The organism is Peribacillus sp. NJ4, assembly GCF_030348345.1.
Taxonomy (GTDB): domain Bacteria; phylum Bacillota; class Bacilli; order Bacillales; family DSM-1321; genus Peribacillus.
The window spans coordinates 25,409-41,707 of record NZ_JAUCFQ010000007.1 but is presented as its reverse complement, the minus strand read 5'-3'; the positions used below and the strand labels follow the sequence as shown (position 1 = coordinate 41,707).

The 16,299-nt window shown below is 37.1% G+C and carries 11 protein-coding genes and 2 pseudogenes; 2 read left to right on the top strand and 11 right to left on the bottom strand.

Annotated elements, in window-relative coordinates:
* Positions 1 to 1,266: 1,266 nt before the first annotated feature.
* The gene (locus tag QUF94_RS27740; RefSeq protein WP_289318866.1) at positions 1,267 to 1,536 is read left to right on the top strand and encodes a hypothetical protein; all 270 of its coding nucleotides are present in this window, start codon (positions 1,267 to 1,269) and stop codon (positions 1,534 to 1,536) included.
* Positions 1,537 to 1,807: 271 nt separating this feature from the next.
* Here QUF94_RS27740 and QUF94_RS27735 read toward each other — a convergent pair.
* Positions 1,808 to 1,978, bottom strand: a pseudogene (locus QUF94_RS27735) (transposase); the annotation flags it as partial.
* A 93-nt stretch (positions 1,979 to 2,071) separates the two neighbouring features.
* Here QUF94_RS27735 and QUF94_RS29000 point away from each other — a divergent pair.
* A complete protein-coding gene (locus tag QUF94_RS29000; RefSeq protein ID WP_353957824.1) occupies positions 2,072 to 2,317 on the top strand; it encodes a helix-turn-helix domain-containing protein in 246 nt (81 codons plus the stop codon).
* A 441-nt stretch (positions 2,318 to 2,758) separates the two neighbouring features.
* Here QUF94_RS29000 and QUF94_RS27730 read toward each other — a convergent pair whose 3' ends face one another.
* From QUF94_RS27730 to QUF94_RS27685, 10 genes and pseudogenes are all read right to left on the bottom strand, one after another.
* A complete protein-coding gene (locus tag QUF94_RS27730) occupies positions 2,759 to 3,772 on the bottom strand; it encodes an NAD-dependent epimerase (protein ID WP_289319010.1) in 1,014 nt (337 codons plus the stop codon).
* Between the two features lie 816 nt (positions 3,773 to 4,588).
* The gene (locus QUF94_RS27725) at positions 4,589 to 5,776 is read right to left on the bottom strand and encodes a hypothetical protein (protein ID WP_289318865.1); all 1,188 of its coding nucleotides are present in this window, start codon (positions 5,774 to 5,776) and stop codon (positions 4,589 to 4,591) included.
* Positions 5,763 to 7,205: a glycosyltransferase gene (locus tag QUF94_RS27720; protein ID WP_289318864.1), complete on the bottom strand. Its 1,443-nt coding sequence runs from the start codon at positions 7,203 to 7,205 to the stop codon at positions 5,763 to 5,765. Before QUF94_RS27720 ends, QUF94_RS27725 begins: the two co-directional genes overlap by 14 nt.
* Before the next feature lie 415 nt (positions 7,206 to 7,620).
* Positions 7,621 to 8,940, bottom strand: coding sequence for a UDP-glucose dehydrogenase family protein (locus QUF94_RS27715; RefSeq protein WP_289318863.1), 1,320 nt, complete (start codon positions 8,938 to 8,940; stop codon positions 7,621 to 7,623).
* A gap of 1 nt (position 8,941) precedes the next feature.
* The gene (gene galU, locus QUF94_RS27710) at positions 8,942 to 9,844 is read right to left on the bottom strand and encodes a UTP--glucose-1-phosphate uridylyltransferase GalU (RefSeq protein WP_289318862.1); all 903 of its coding nucleotides are present in this window, start codon (positions 9,842 to 9,844) and stop codon (positions 8,942 to 8,944) included.
* A gap of 209 nt (positions 9,845 to 10,053) precedes the next feature.
* A complete protein-coding gene (locus QUF94_RS27705) occupies positions 10,054 to 10,314 on the bottom strand; it encodes a hypothetical protein (RefSeq protein ID WP_289318861.1) in 261 nt (86 codons plus the stop codon).
* Positions 10,315 to 10,994: 680 nt separating this feature from the next.
* Entirely contained in the window at positions 10,995 to 11,816 is an 822-nt protein-coding gene (locus tag QUF94_RS27700) for a class I SAM-dependent methyltransferase (RefSeq protein ID WP_289318860.1), read from the bottom strand.
* 722 nt (positions 11,817 to 12,538) lie between these two features.
* The gene (locus tag QUF94_RS28995) at positions 12,539 to 13,024 is read right to left on the bottom strand and encodes an alpha-helical endospore appendage domain-containing protein (protein WP_353957823.1); all 486 of its coding nucleotides are present in this window, start codon (positions 13,022 to 13,024) and stop codon (positions 12,539 to 12,541) included.
* 902 nt (positions 13,025 to 13,926) lie between these two features.
* Positions 13,927 to 14,235: pseudogene (locus QUF94_RS27690) on the bottom strand (alpha-helical endospore appendage domain-containing protein); the annotation flags it as partial.
* Between the two features lie 304 nt (positions 14,236 to 14,539).
* Complete coding sequence (locus QUF94_RS27685) at positions 14,540 to 15,949, bottom strand: glycosyltransferase (RefSeq protein WP_289318859.1); 1,410 nt, start codon at positions 15,947 to 15,949, stop codon at positions 14,540 to 14,542.
* Positions 15,950 to 16,299 lie beyond the last annotated feature (350 nt).

The window sequence follows — 16,299 nt, the reverse complement described above, 5'->3', positions numbered from 1 at the left end:
ATTTTTTTGTTTGCATGTAATTCACCCATATACCCATCTCTTTTTATTTGATTTTGGGTTTTCCTCATTAAATTTTTGATTAAAATAATTTGCCCATGTACTCTTCAAATCTACTAATATCGAATCTGTCTCCATCCATCGTTTTCCCATAGACATTTTCTAATTTCAGCATTTTCATTAATGGCATCTGTTATTTAAATTTCATCACCAACTCCAGGATTTATCATTTCTAAATAAGAAAAAGTCAATGGTGTCAATGACAGCTAAATTTGACGGTGGATCGTTTGATGGTTTTTCAACAATATTAATAACTTCACCTATACCACTATCTATATTTCCAATTCAGAAACACCGTTGTTTGACAACAACTGATTTTCAACTTCATATAGGCCGAGTACACTTTTTTTAATTTTTCTTAAACTCTTACTAAGTGACCTAATCCAGCCGTCTCTTTTTCAAAAATAACTTCATCAGGCAACAATACAGCAAACGGTTGATTTCCAACAAAGTTTTTCCCTAAGAGGATTGCATCACTAAGCCCGCTAGCATAAGGCTGTCTAGTATATTGGGTATGAATATTGGGTTCGAGTGACCGATTAAAATATCCGCAATCAAATTTTTGATCGTGAAACGACGATTAATATTTCCTCAAGGCCTGACGCCATTGCTCCTCTACTTTTTTGTTTAGTGTAGTAATCATTTAACAATGTGAAAATTGTATTTTCTATAGGGTAATGTAAACCTTCTTAATAATAAATGAACTAGTCCTTTTTTTTGTTTGGACTATTGTCTTTATGTAAACCTTTTTAATAATAAATGAACTAGTCCTCTTTTTTGTTTGGACTATTGTCTTTATGTAGACCTATTATTAAGATTTATATAAGAATTTTTTGTAAAGATTGGGCAAAACTCTATTTCGATATAAAAAAAGTAGATTTTCCTACGCTAATTGGAAGCCTGGTAGTCTTTCCGGAAATATACCACTCTAAGATTGTAATAATCGGGATGGGTTCTGTAGTAGTAAAAAATATACCAGACTTCAGCTTGGCTTATGGTGTTCCAGCTCAAGTAATAAAACTTTTAGAGGACAAACAGTAGTAAGAAAACCATTTAGATTTAATCTTTCTTACCTATTAATCTATATAAATCTCACAAAATCCCACTATTTATATCAAATTCCACTATATATCCATAACGTTAATTACAATTATTCCATATAAATAAATGATGAAAGTCAAATTTTTGCTAAAAAAAGGGGATTAAGATATGTCAGTACTTTACTCAACAGGTCCTGTTGAAAACATGAATGGTGACAGTTCCTTAGACCCATCATTTACGTTGGACAAGCTTTTTTATACTGTCGTAGTAAACATTCTAAATAATAATGAAAGAAAGAGTACCGAAGTAATAATAGAAGTCTACGGTGTAGATGGTCTAAAAAACATAGTAGGACGGTATAAGGGTGAAGTAGAGGAACAATATGGTTACACTTCTGAATTAGAAGTATATGAATTAAACCGTTTTAATTCAAATTGAGCTACGAAAAGACGATGTCCTCGCATCTGTGACCGGGAAAAATGCTTTAGGAGAAATTATAAGAGAACTGCCGTTAACACGCATAAAATCATAAAAAGCTACTTGACCAATAGTGTTTAATCCAACTAACATGAGTCAATTTTATAATAGGTTTTTTTCTTCGTTGAGTGACCAGATTTTAGTTATTCATTTTTTTAAATGATTAAGCAGCTTAAGTCATTTTGTTCATTTGTTGGTTGATACTGTCTACTGCCAATTTTGAGGCATCTTAAACAAGAGTCACAATATCAAAATGAACCTTGGCCTTTTTTCCCGTACGATATCGGACATTTTTTAGTTGAAAGAATTCTTTTATATAGGCATTGACTCGTTCAACGGCCATTCTTTGATTGTAAAGCTTTTTCCATGCTTCTGATCCACGACCTGGGGCGGTGCCTCTTTTTTATGCGTTGAACTCCTTGGGAGACAAGCGATTCGAATTATGAAATTCATTCACATAACTGAGTTTAACTGTGGCCGGATTTTTTTAGATTAGATGAATTGTAATCTTAAATGCGAAACCCAGAAAAAACAAAAAGCCCTACTCGCTTCGTGTAAAATAGTAGGTACCACACAACTTTTTTATAAGGAAACGAGTCTGAACTTACTACTTGAGCGCCGACAACTAGAAGTGTTCCAAAAACTTGGGCATTCTACAAGAGAAATTGGTGCCGTTCTTAATCGTCATCATTCCTGTATTGCGCGTGAGTTAAAACGCAACCATAATATAAACGATGAATAACAACCAGGAGCCTCAAGAGAGTATATTGAACGCCGTAAGATAAGCTTATAAACCCATTGGTAAATATCCTTTAGACCTAGCCGAACGGGTTCAAGAAAAGTTGGATCTTACATGGTAACCTGAAGCCTTACTGGTCGCTTATCGTATAAAACAATTTATAACTAACTTTAACAAGGGAAGTTATTGACTAAGGACCTTTCCATCTGGAGAAAGAAATGAAACGAACCAAAATATTGTTTTAAAATTAAACTTCTGGTTTAAATGTCTTTCTTCCTTCACAAAGAACATCATCTTGAGCCATAGTATTTCACCTCAACTTTTGTTATCATAAACAAAGTTGAGGTGAGAACTTTATAATTTAGTGCGGGTTTATCCTTACTGAATGAAGTAGAGAATACATCAATATTTTTTATTCACTTGTATCCAACTTAGTAATCTTCACTACTTCCTTTTTATATAGTACTTATTGTACCAATTTACAAACTGAGTTAAACCTTTTTCTATTGTTGTTGAAGGATAGAACCCCACATCAGCCTGCAAATCGGAAATATCTGCATAAGTCTCCTTAACATCTCCTGGTTGCATTGGTAAGAATTCTATTTTTGCCTTTTTGCCAATTAGTTTCTCTAATGTATTAATAAAATCCATTAATTTTATAGGATTATTATTACCAATGTTATAAATTTTGTATGGGGCATAGCTTGAACTTGGATCAGGATTAGCTCTATCCCATTTTTCGTTATATATCGGTGGATTATCGAGTAATCGGATTATTCCCTCAACAATATCATCAATATAAGTAAAATCTCTTCTCATATCGCCATTATTAAAAACCTTTATTGTATTCTCTTCAATAATATTTCGAGTAAAAGAGTAATAAGCCATATCAGGTCTCCCCCAAGGACCATACACCGTAAAGAATCGGAGTCCTGTGGTTGGAATATTAAATAAATGACTATAAGTATGAGCCATTAATTCATTAGACTTTTTTGTGGCAGCATATAAACTTACTGGATGATCCACTGAGTCTTTAGTTGAGTAAGGGATATTAGTATTTGCTCCATAAACAGAACTAGAGGATGCATAAATCAAGTGCTCTACATTATATTGTCGACAGGCCTCTAAGATATTCACAAACCCTACTAGGTTTGAATTAACATAAGAATCCGGGTTGTCTATGCTATAACGGACTCCAGCCTGAGCTGCTAAGTTGATGACTATATGAATCGTCCTGTCTTTAAATATTCGATTTAATTTTTCTTTATTTGACAAATCCATTTTATGGAATTCGAAATTAGGGTTTTCTTCTAATACCTTAAGACGATCTCTCTTCAAAAGAACATCATAATAATCATTAATATTATCTACACCTATTACATGATAATCTTGAGCCAACAAACGTTTTGTTAGGTGGAAACCAATGAAACCTGCAGCTCCCGTCACTAAAATGTTCATAGTATTAATTCCAATCCTTTCTATAACTATAGGATTTTGAGATTTTTCTGGAACACTGAGTAAGCATTCGTAATCATACATTGATACTTTCGATCCTTTACAGCAACAGAGCAAAGTTCATTATGACGGATATAAGACAAGGCGAACTCAGAAATCTTCATTGGGGAGAGACTTACGATTCATTCGTAATCCACCAATGACATGATATCCTTTTTTGATTTAAGCCTCATGATTTTTTCACTCGTATACCCGCCGCTGTCAACTAGTACAAAAAAAAATTCATTTTCAGAAGATGGACAGTCTTTTTTGCTTTTGAAAGGTAACTACAGTTTTGCCAATGCTCTTTTAAATAAGGGAGGAAAATTCGAGTAAATCAATAGTCCTCTGTCACTACATGAGCAGTGACAATACAATGAGGACCATATACTTTTCCCGACTGAATGAGGAAATGATGAACGTAGCGGAACAAGTGTCACCTTGCTTTTCACCAGGGTTATTAATTTTCTCTTTATAAAAAGTTCAAGCGTTGCCTTTTCATTCAATTTTTGACACGATGGAGATTCATTTGATTCGTTGAACCAAGGATAAAGCTAATAATTACGCGGCCAGCACAAACAATAATGCCGTGAATAAGAAAGATTAAATGGTGTCCTCGAGGTATAGTTACGAATGAAGTTTAAGCTAAAGCGATCTTGAAAACCGTTGAATGCGAAGTCACCATAGGTTTAAATATGCTCCTTTTTGTGGTAACTAAAACTTCAACAAAATGGCATAATACTCGCTTTTACATTTTTTCGTAAGGTTCAAGTTACATAACTATGACTCTACAAGCGTATTATCATTTTCATCTAATGGAATTGGTGTTTTTGTCCATTCAGCATGCGTATCAGGATCTATCTCCCTCACTTGTTCTAGAAAAGAATCTAAAAAATTTCTTTCTCTCAGGTCTTTAAATAACTCGAGAGGTCTTTGTTGTTCACGTGAAAACGAGTACACATGATCGACTAATTTAAAACCATTCCTGGTTATGATAATATGCCGTAGTGGGGCATCAATTTGTTTGAAACCCGATTTTTCCATTGTTTTCAATATATAGAGTAATCGTCTGGTTATGTCCTCAGAAAGTTCAGATTGTTTTTTAAGAAACGTATTTAAATCTGGTCCTAATAGATATTCCATTAAAATATAATTGGGTCCTGTTTCAAAGACTTTCGGGATAAAAGGCAAGTCTTGACTTGATAAAAGAACCTTTTTTTCCTGATTTGCATGTTCAGTTTTCCCGTAAAGTTTTACGCATTTGTCTTCAGACACTCGATAAACAGCACCTTGATGCCCTTTTCCAATTAGTGTTTGTGTAATAGCGCTATCCACTTTTACTCCATTACCTGAACCTCCAGAGAGGACGGTAATGTTTCTAAAGTCCAAACTATTTTGATTGAAATAATTGTCCCACTCATTGAAGGTGTCCGGTTCGAGCTTTTTCACTTGGGCTAAGAACGAGTCCTTTAATAGGATTATTTTTAAATCTCTTAATAATTTTAATGGTACAGGGTGCATTCTTTTGAAGGAATTTACATGGTCAATCACCTTAAGTTCCTCATTACCAACGACGAAAATATGGCGTAGAGGGGCATCTATCATGGTGAATTTTGCTTGTTTTAATTCCTTTAATATATAGAGAAGTTTCTTTACTATAGAATCAGGGATATACGTACAATTTCTCAGGTATTCTTTTAAAGTTGGAGCATTAAAATATTCCATGACTATATAGTTTGATCCTGTATCATATACCACAGGCATAAAGGGTAAATGTTGTCCCGCTTTAAGTGCTTCTTCCTCCATTTTCGCTTGTACCGGGTCTGAATAGATTTTCACACATTTATCTTCTGATAGTTTAAATACTGCACCTTGAGCACCCATTCCAATCAGCGCATAGGTAGTGGGATTGTCAATTCCCAAAGATTTTTCACCTTTGGTTACAGTAATGGTTTTAAAATCCTCCATGATCTCCTCCTAACTGCTCATCTATAGACTTCTGTTGAAGCTGTTGAATTTTATTAAGCGCTTTTTTGATTTTTTCGGCTTTTTGAACCTTTTTTTCCTTTTTACGAGATGCTATTGTTTCATCAACAACTTCAGCCTTCTGATGAATTTTATCTTTTTTGTCTTTTTTATTGGATGCTACAAGTTCATCTTTGACTTTATCTTTTGTCTGCTGTTGAAGCTGTTGAATATAAACAAGGGCTTTTTCGGCTTTTTTTCTAGGTTTTATTGATTCGCGATCATATATAACTCGTTGTTTAGTCTTCTTATGGGTTTTTTTATCATTTTTATCATTTTTGCGAGGTGTTTCTGAATTTTGTTTACCTTTTTTATAAGGGGCTACAAGTTCATCATAAAATTCAGCTTGTTGTTGAAGCTGTTGGACGAGGTCAAAGTTTTGTTCGATTTTTTTACGAGCTGCTACTGTAAATGTTTCCCACAACTCTCTATTTGTTAACATAAATTCCAGCGCCTCTGCCAGTTCATCTACATTGTTTTCTTGTACTAAAACTCCCTCTTTGTGATTTGTTATTAATTCAGGGATTCCGGCATGATTGGTTGAAATCACTGGTACGCCAACCGCCATAGCTTCTTTTAATGTATTAGGTATTCCTTCTACATCTCCATCGGCAGCTTCTAAGCTCGCGGCGCAGAATATATCTGCATTGGTCATTTGATCTCCTACTTGATCTTTAGGGAGATGATTTAATAAACGAAAGGAATCTCCTAAATTAAGTTGATTTGCCAAAGAATTGAGATGTTCTTCAAGCTCCCCTCTTCCGATAATCGTCAGGGTTGCATTTGGAAATTTACCTCTAATCTTTTGAAAAGCTTGCATTAAGATGTGATGTCCTTTTTTTTCCACCAATCTACCCATGGATAAAATGTTTTGAGAGCCACCTTTATCTGGAGTTCGGTATTTGAATTGGTTAAGGTCAACCCCCCCATATAACACTCTAATTTTTTCTGGAGGACAACCCCAAGCAATTAACTTATCAGCTAAATACTGACAAACTGGAAAAAAACGCTCCCCTCGATCAAATAGCATTTTCATGTTGTCTAGATAGCCAATGGGCTGATTAGCCAGGGTTGCATCCCTGCCTCGAATACTTGTTACCAACGGAAGGTTCGTTTCCTCTTTAAACGGAAGTAATAACATCCCTAATTGACCATGATGAGCATGTAAGAGGGAGATATTATTTCTTTCCACATATTCTTTGGGTGAGAAAATTTCATTGAGATAATGAACCTTCTCATTCAAAAGGGAAAGATCTATCATATACTTAGGTTGTCGTACCAAATGAATATAATCATAATCAGGAACTTCTCGAATCTGTGAGATATATTGGGTCGGGTCAACCCTTAAATTCAAATGCATAACTGTGTGCAAGTAAACGCTCTCCTTTCAAGCATAGTAAGCAAATTTTCTGGTCCTTTTCAAGTATATTATGTATGACTCTATAGGTACGCATGGACTAAATGGAATCGAATTTAATTGGAATCGTTTAAAAGTGAATGGAAGTTGTGGACGTTCATAAGCTATAGCTGGGGCTCATAACATACAGTAAAGCTAATTGGTCGTGAGTATGTGTTTACATAATACAAAGAGGATTGAAGTAAGTGATATGACACAATATTATTGGCTATTTAAGAGATATAAAAAAGCACCCAAGAATTATCAAAGGTGCTGCATTGCAGGTTTGCCCGCCTATATAACCACTCACCCTTTTTATGCGTGAGCTTTTATAATATGGCTTTAAAGAATCATGTTCAAATTAATGCAGATGTTATTAAATGCTAACCATTTATGTCATTCCAATAACAATTGCTGGTCTTCCTATTGGATAATATTCAATTTTCTCGCAAACTCTGATTCGATCTTCCTCAAGACAATTTCTTCCATCAAAAACAATCGGTTGTTTCATCGTGTTCATCAATGTCTCAAGATCTAAATGTCTAAACTCCTTCCATTCCGTGACAATAAATACAGCATCCGCATCCACTGTAGCTTCATGGACTGAACTGGCAAAACTAATTGTATCCCTTAATATGTTCTTGGCATTATCTATTGCAACCGGATCATAAGCTACCACTTCTGCTCCCAGTTTGGTTAATGAATGCGCAATTTTGATTGATGGTGCTTCCCTCATATCATCTGTCTCTGGCTTGAAAGCAAGACCAAGCATTGCAACCTTTTTCCCTTTTAAATCCCCCAAGCGATTTATCGCTTTCGTTACAAGGAGTTCCTGCTGAAAATCATTAATCGCTACTGTTTCTTTTAACAAGGAAAAATGTACTCCATTTAAGTTTGCAGTATGAAGCAAAGCTTTAACATCCTTTGGAAAACAAGATCCTCCATAACCAATACCGGGCTGTAAAAACGCTTCTCCAATCCTTTTATCTTTTCCCATTCCCTTTGCTACATCTTTAACATCTGCACCTACTACCTCGCATAAATTGGCAACTTCATTTATAAAGCTAATCTTAGTCGCCAAAAAAGCATTAGAAGCATACTTAATCATTTCCGCACTTCTAATACTTGTTAGTATAAATGGTACACTTAACGGACGATACATATCTTGTACTATCTTAGCCGCCTCTTTATTTCCAGAACCGATGATGATTCGATCTGCTTGCATCGTATCCATAATGGCTGACCCTTGTCTTAAAAATTCAGGATTTGAAACCATATTAATGGTGACCTTTTCGTTACAAAGTTCATCCATGATTTTTTTAATAAAATCATTCGTACCAACTGGCACTGTACTCTTTAAAACGACTACTGCACTCTGAACAAGGTTCGCAGCAATATCCTTCGCGGCTTGCACAATATACGATAAATCTGCTCCCCCATCCTCCATTTGCGGTGTTCCTACAGCAATGATGATAATCTCGGCACCATTTAGCGCTTCTCGATGAGATGTGGTAAATAGCAGTCTACCCGCTGCAGCATTTTGAGCAAGCAAATTCTCCAGACCCGGTTCATATATTGGAGAAATCCCTTGACGTAGACTTTTAATTTTCTGTTCATCTGTATCGATACAAATGACACTATGCCCTATTTCTGACAAACAAACACCAGTGGACAGTCCGACATAACCTGTACCCAAAACGGCTATTTTCATATTATTCAATCTCTCTCGTTTTAATCTGGTTTTCTTTTTGATTTACATCCTTTAAATAGGAAAGTACCTCGTCTTTTATATCATCCCTGCGCAAAGCAAAGTCTATTGTTGCCTTAATAAATCCAACTTTATCACCAATATCATATCGGTTTCCTTCAAAGTTATATGCCAATACGGCCTGCTGCTTATTTAGCTCATTTATAGCATCAGTAAGTTGTAATTCATTACCATGTCCAACTGGAAGCTTTGATAGAGTTTCAAAAATCTCAGGTCTTAAAACATAACGCCCCATGATCGCATATCTTGAAGGAGCCTCTTCCCTTTTCGGTTTTTCCACCAAAGAATCGATATGGAAAAGGTTAGGCTCTATCATTGTCCCTTTTGGCTTAATAATGCCATATTTACTGACATCCTTTTCTGGTACGTTCTGAACAGCTACGACGGAACTGTTGCAATACTCAAAAACATTGATGATTTGTTTCAGACAAGGTGTTTCAGACATAACGATGTCATCTCCTAACAAAACAGCAAAAGGTTCATTTCCAATGAAGCTTTTCGCGCAGAGAATTGCATGTCCTAGCCCCTTCGGTTCCTTTTGACGGACATAATAGATATTTGCCAAACTAGATATTTTCTGAACTTCCTCTAAAATATCGAGCTGATTTTTTCGTAAAAGTGCATCTTCCAGCTCATAGGATTTATCAAAATGATCCTCTATTGATCTTTTTCCTCTACCGATTATGATAATAATTTCCTCGATACCCGAAGCTACTGCTTCTTCTACAATATATTGAATCGTTGGTTTATCAACAATCGGCAGCATTTCCTTGGCCTGAGCTTTTGTTGCAGGCAAAAATCGAGTCCCGAGGCCTGCGGCCGGAATAATGGCCTTTCGGATTTTCATAAGCTGCCTCCCTTTTGTCATTCATTAATCCTTTATATGCAAAAGGACAACTTCCGGTCTAGTTAGTAGCCCTATTAATCTCATTTTTATTTAACAGGGTCTAGTCGCCTAAACATAAAAGAATCCCAAGCTGGCCGAGCCTCGATCCTCTGTTGGTTTCGTGCCAAATAAAAAGATCCATAACACTTTTAATTAATGGAGTTAGGTTTTCATGTAGTGGTCGATATACGTTTTGGATAAACATCTGCATGAGCTTTGAAAGAATATTTTTGCGGCGGTTTGGGTAGTAGTAACGACTTCCTATTTTCCTTCTTTGTTACACTCCAATCGTAAGGGGTTAGGGCAACAATTTCTTTGATTAAAAGAATAGGATTCATCTCTTCCAGTTGCTCGGTAAAATATTTCTCGTCTTCGATAAAGAGTGCCATTAATTGGTGCATTGCACTTTTCAGAATCCCAACTGGCAGCATTTCCAAATCGGGTTGAAGCCAATTGTAAGATCAGAACACTTCTGTATGGTCAATGTCCTACAATTGGTAGGAATTTAGATTATTCGTGCAAGAGAATATTGCGGTTTCGCACTATTACCCAACCAGTAATCAAATAAAATGTCTCCTGATTCCTCTAGATTTAGTTCCAACTCTAACCTGGACATTTCATTTTTATTCGCTAACGGGGGGGGTTAATTTAACAAGGGGATTAAAAATCTATAGAAGAATAAAATAGGAAATAAAACACCTGCCAGTTAGTTGTGCAATAATAAAAGCTGCCTCGGCAGCTTTTGCTCTTGATCTAACTAAAGATTGTCTTGAACTAGAACAACCTTATTTTTCATCTATCCTCATTCTTAGATCAACTGTGGCATGGCAAGCAGCGCAATAAGTAATATCTAAGTAAATGTGTTTTTTAGCAGTTAATAAAACTTGCAGAAAACAAACAAAAAAGGGTGAGAGAAAATGAATACTCTACACCCTTAAAAGAAAAATTTTATGTAAAAAATAGAGACTTTAAATTGTACATTCCTTTTTTGACTGATTACAAACTTTGGATAGTAGCAGATCGTTTCACAAGCTAACGAATTAGTCTACTTTAGCAACTCTTGTTGCTCCCTTACCATTCCCCCATATACACAACTATTTAATAGTTTCCATTATTTTGTTCTTATCCAGAAAGAACCCCCATGCTTTTCGACGCCCTGCATTTTTGGATCTTCCCATAGAGGATTCATAATCTTACTTAATACCGAATCTTGCGCAATGAACATACTTGGGAATACGATCTCGTATTTAGTCCCTTCCGATAATAAAGCAGAGGCAAGCAAATATTGTTCATTGTAATACCGAGTGGCCCATTCTTGTGGGTAATCATAAGGAAGATAGATATCATGAAACTCGACAAAAACGCCAGGTTTTAATCTGGGCAAGATTTCCAGGAACACAACCGTTACATCTGAATTCATAAAAGAGCGATGGCTATTATCGATAAAAAGGACATCTCCCGCTTCCAAATCATCAAACAAATGCAGATCGACATCTTCAAGAGGTTGCCTCACAACTAGATCACAAATACAATCAATTTCGGCTCTCGGATTGGGATCAATAGAGAGAATCTTCGTTTGCAGGTTATGATCCTTAATCGCTTGTTTGGCAAACTTTGTGGAATTCCCGGAACCGATTTCGTAATATCGGACAGGGTTATTCTCGCATAAGAACCCATAGATAGCCACTGAATCCAAGCCAGGCAGCCATCCGTTTATCCAAAAGGGTCGCTCAGGAAACGCTTTATCTTCATCCTTGCCGATACGAACAAAATCGTTTTTATACTGTAAGAATTTCTCAAGATATCCCTCATATACCAACCGATTTCGATTAATAATCTCATATAATTTGGAATGCGGAGGTTTGTTCCACCCAAATCGGGGTTTTGGGCGGACTGGGTAATCAAGATAAATGAAATATTGAGGTTGACTCATGATATTTCCTCCTTATTGATAGCCTCAATTTACAGTGGAGATAAGCAAAGAGAGCATTTTCCGTGTAACACAATAATTTAAAAAACGAAAATATCCATTCGGCGAACAATTTGTATGTCGCTCATCAGGACTTCTTTTGTTGATTCCGATCAATGGGGTCAATCCATGAATGGATTACCCTTAAGTCGACCCTTCATCCCAGAGCCCTTTATATATAATTTATTTCAGAAGCATGTTCAATATGTTCAATATAATAAGTGCCATTATTTAATAAGGGAGTTGCAAGATGGTACTAAACTTGAAATAAGATTAGATTACCGATCTTAGACCTAATCTAAATCAAATCTTTCTCATTCAACATTTATTTTGATAAAAAAAGCCCCGATCATTTTAGATTTGAGCTTTCCCTTCTTGTTTATAAAAACTTTTTCACTCCGCTTAAGGCCATTTGACTTTAAAAAAATGCCTCAAAATGATTTAAGGACAAGTAGTCGTAATAGTCAAAAACCAGCCGCCGGCGATAGTACCTGAGTCAGCCACCGCATCATCAAACACGAAAAGACTCCATGTACCGTTTGGATTGGTCCCATCGAAGACGCTTAAGGTAGAACCGTATGGTGGTGCTGGAGCAGGGAGAACATCACCACCTCCGATGGTCCTCGGCAGAAATGTGCCAGAGACAATTGGGGTTGGCACTAGAGTTGCTTCATCATCGTCAAATGTCAATGTGACACCGACAATACCAACTCCCCCCCTGCATCTGACATTAGGAGGACATTTTGTCCTTGTGGTCCAACGAGCAAGATATCAAGATCAGCCGGGAAGGTGTGAGACATATTGTTTAATGTCACTGTCACCTCAGCAATGGTACCAGTCAAACCTGCCACGTTAATGAATGACGGATATGGGGCGGCTGGTCCTTGGGTGTCACCATTGATAATAATTGGAGTCGGGTTAGGAAAAGTAGCTGTTGTTTGAGTACATAATGTTCCGATCAAATCTAGAACGTTTTCAAACTTGAACTCCAGCAACATTTCCTTCTTGATCGTGTCCTTAAGGGTTCTTTGAACACTTACGTTTACAGCAAGAAGATCCCCTACTGAAACCTCTGCGGGAGAAAACGTAACTCCTGTGTCTAATGTTCCTAAAACACATTGAACCTTCTCTGCCTCGGCATTGATGATGTGGACAAGAGCTAATTCCTCCAAAGCTATGTTTGCGCTGTTACTATACACCTATCAATTGTACACAGCACCTGAAATGAGGTATTAGGGGCTGTAAACAACTTCGTTTCAAACATCAAGCTTCACACTTATTTTGATCAAGATATTCCTAAACTGTTGTGTGTGAACCCATAGACATGTTGTGTAATCAAAAAAATAAGATCCTTTATTTTTTGATGCTGTATTTGGTGAATATAATTTCATAAACTTCTTGTTTTGTGACGAATTGTATTTAATTTAATAAATTGATTAGTATCCATATTTAGAAAAAAGCACAGATCTATTCAAATCTGAGCCTTCTCCAACTTTTTCACTCTATTTTAAACCTTTTTGATTTAAGGACACGTAGTAGAAATCGTCAATGACCATCCGCCATTGATTGCCATGCCATGTCCGCCAAATCGATCAAAAGCGAAAAGGTTCCAAGTACCATTCGGATTCTCTCCAATAAAGGAACTTAAGGCTGTATTGTTGTACGGATTTCCTTGTGGTGCAGGTGGATCAAAATTATAGTCATTAGCGTAGACGCTCGGCTTATACGTACCTGGTCCAAACGGGGCTTGTGGTATTTGAATTAGTCCATTATCGTCAAACGTAAAGGTAACGGTAGGATTACCTATTGCCGAATTACCTGCATCAGACATGATTAGGACAGGGGTTCCCCCTGGAGAGACGACTAGGAGCGAGAGATGGCCCGTAGTTGGTGAAGTGTTATCAGGATCAACGAAATCATTAATTGTAACCGTCACTTTAGAAATAGAACCTTGTAACCCTGAAACGCCGATGTTGGATGGATATAGGCTGGTGCCACCGGCAAGATCGATATTTGTGATGGCTTGGGTATTGCTGAATGAAGCTCCTGTTGTTGGGTTACATGCTGGTGGTAATGTTCCAATTAAATCAAGCACATTTTCAAATTTGAACTCCAGCAGCATTTCCTTCTTGATTACGTCACGAAGCGTTCTTTGGACACTAGCATTGACTGCAAGAAGATCAGCCAATGAAACAGTTCCAGGTGAAAGCGTGACAGCTGTGTCTAATGTACCTAATACAAATTGACTCTTCTCAGCTTCGGCATTGAGGATGTGAGCAAGTGCCAGTTCCTCTAATGCAATCGAGCTTAGCAGTAAAGGAATGGTTTGTCCTATTGTAACGGAAATTAAGGGTGTGATATTGGGAATATTTGGAAAAGATATGTTAAACTCCCCTCACTATCTTTATTATTTTGAACTTAGGTGTTATTAGTAAGATCTTCGTGTCGTACCTTGTTAATGAAGACTTTAATTACCTTTAATTACCTATAATTCTCTATATCTTATTCTTTGTTCATTTAAATGACTGAGTGCTTGTCCTTATAAAAGTTGATATTTTTTGCGAGTACCTTTTTTTATTCGTCGGAGCAACTGTCTCTGATGACAAAAAAAGACGAAGCAATCTTTGCCAGAAGCTTCGCTCGAATCCCTATTTAACTTCTATAAGTTCTATCTTCTAAAAGGAGTGTTACATTTTGGAATAGCAATACCTGATTATCTGCCAGATATTCTCCTGAAAGTCCTTACTTTGCTGCTCCATATTACTCGCGATGAAGGTGAGATGCCTGGTCGCCGTGAGGAAATTTTCCTGCCCAATGTAAATGATTGCTGTATTGTATCGAGCCATAAGTGATGAAGGATAGGTGGACAATATGTTCAAATATGTCCCTAACGAACCTTCAACAAGGTCTTTCGCATACAACTCATTCGCAAGGCCGAGTTCCGTTTGAATAATATCCTCATCGGCTCGTTTCGGACCTGACTCCCTCTGAACTAACTGTTTGATCCTGTCAGAAACTTGCCTGGCGCTATTTTCCCAGGTAAAGGTGGATAAAATCTGCTCACTTGCTTTCAGCCCTTTCTCCTTGACCAAGGTCTGATTCTCGTAGGCAAACCGCATTGACTGCTGTAAATCGCGCTGATCGATCGACAGCCACCATGGATAATCAACCGTATCGAGACTTCCTACCTTTTTCTCCGGTAAAATAACTTCCTTTGACGGAAGTAAGAAGGCTGTATCCTCGCTGCAAAAATCCCGGCACGACCCTTTATCCGGTACGATTACTGGAGTGCCGCAGGCCATCGCCTCGGCCATGGGCAAACCGAATCCCTCTCCTCTGTACGGATGGACCAAGCAATCACAGGCTTTATACAATCCGGCCAGCTCTATTTCGGAAAAGTTTTTATCCATATATACGATGCGCGGATTTTTCGGATTAGACATTGCTTCAAGAATCATCTTCTCTAGCGTTATTCCTTTGTAAAAAGATTGAGTTCCCGTGTCTTTAATGAATAAACAAACATCATCATTCACCGAAAACTCTTTAAGATATGCCTGAAGCAGTACGTCAATTCCCTTTCGTCCAATCGTCCCTCCGACGAAAAGAAACCGAAAAGAGGAAGGTTCCAGAGTAAGAGCTTCGACATTTGGTTGAAATACGTTTTCGTCTACACCGAGTGGAATCACATGAATTTTGTTTTCAGGAATTCCTGAGCGAATGTAGCTTTCCTTATTGTATGAACTGTAAACCCAGATTTCATTCACCCAATATTTCATAGGAATATACCATTCTCTCGGAATGGCACCAAATTCCCATGGCTGCATACAGACCCATCGCCCGCTCTTTGGCATCGACCAATTGGGCGGCCACTGATGGGAAATTGTCAAGTCTGGATTATTATAAGGAGAAAATAGCCTTTTTTCACCCTCTTCTTTAAGATGACGATCAAGCGGCGTTTCTGTCTTCGGTACCTCTTTTCTAAGATCAATATGGTGATCTTGCTGAAGATGCTTGCAAATTTTTTGATTTACAATCGCAAGGCTATGACCGGCAAAGTGTGAGCCTACCCAATTTATTTTAAATGTATCTATCTTCAACAGCCTCCTTCAAGAGTTGACGATGTTACTTCTTTTTCCCACTTATTATATTGAACCCCGTTAATAAGTTCCCAAAAAATCACTTTTTTATCGAGCTGGGATTATAGGATAGAAAATGACCAATTACTGTTAAAAAGAGGAAAAGAAATCATAAATGTTTGAAGTTTCTTGTCGCTATTCATGGTTGTAAACGGGGAATATAATGGGGACTCCCTAATTTGTGGATGAAGTGAATATTGTATCTGCAGATGACCGCAACTTCGGTTTGGAGCGCAACAGGGGACTGGATTTTATGGCTGGATACAAACGAACTTCCGATATGACACCCTGCGTGATATCCATTTCGATGA

Coding starts and splice junctions, on each gene's coding strand:
- QUF94_RS27725 (WP_289318865.1), bottom strand. CDS start 5,776: ATGGAGGATTTTAAAACCATTACTGTAACCAAAGGTGAAAAATCTTTG.
- QUF94_RS27705 (WP_289318861.1), bottom strand. CDS start 10,314: ATGCTGCCAGTTGGGATTCTGAAAAGTGCAATGCACCAATTAATGGCA.
- QUF94_RS27730 (WP_289319010.1), bottom strand. CDS start 3,772: ATGAACATTTTAGTGACGGGAGCTGCAGGTTTCATTGGTTTCCACCTA.
- QUF94_RS27715 (WP_289318863.1), bottom strand. CDS start 8,940: ATGAAAATAGCCGTTTTGGGTACAGGTTATGTCGGACTGTCCACTGGT.
- QUF94_RS29000 (WP_353957824.1), top strand. CDS start 2,072: ATGAATTGTAATCTTAAATGCGAAACCCAGAAAAAACAAAAAGCCCTA.
- QUF94_RS27740 (WP_289318866.1), top strand. CDS start 1,267: ATGTCAGTACTTTACTCAACAGGTCCTGTTGAAAACATGAATGGTGAC.
- QUF94_RS27700 (WP_289318860.1), bottom strand. CDS start 11,816: ATGAGTCAACCTCAATATTTCATTTATCTTGATTACCCAGTCCGCCCA.
- galU (WP_289318862.1), bottom strand. CDS start 9,844: ATGAAAATCCGAAAGGCCATTATTCCGGCCGCAGGCCTCGGGACTCGA.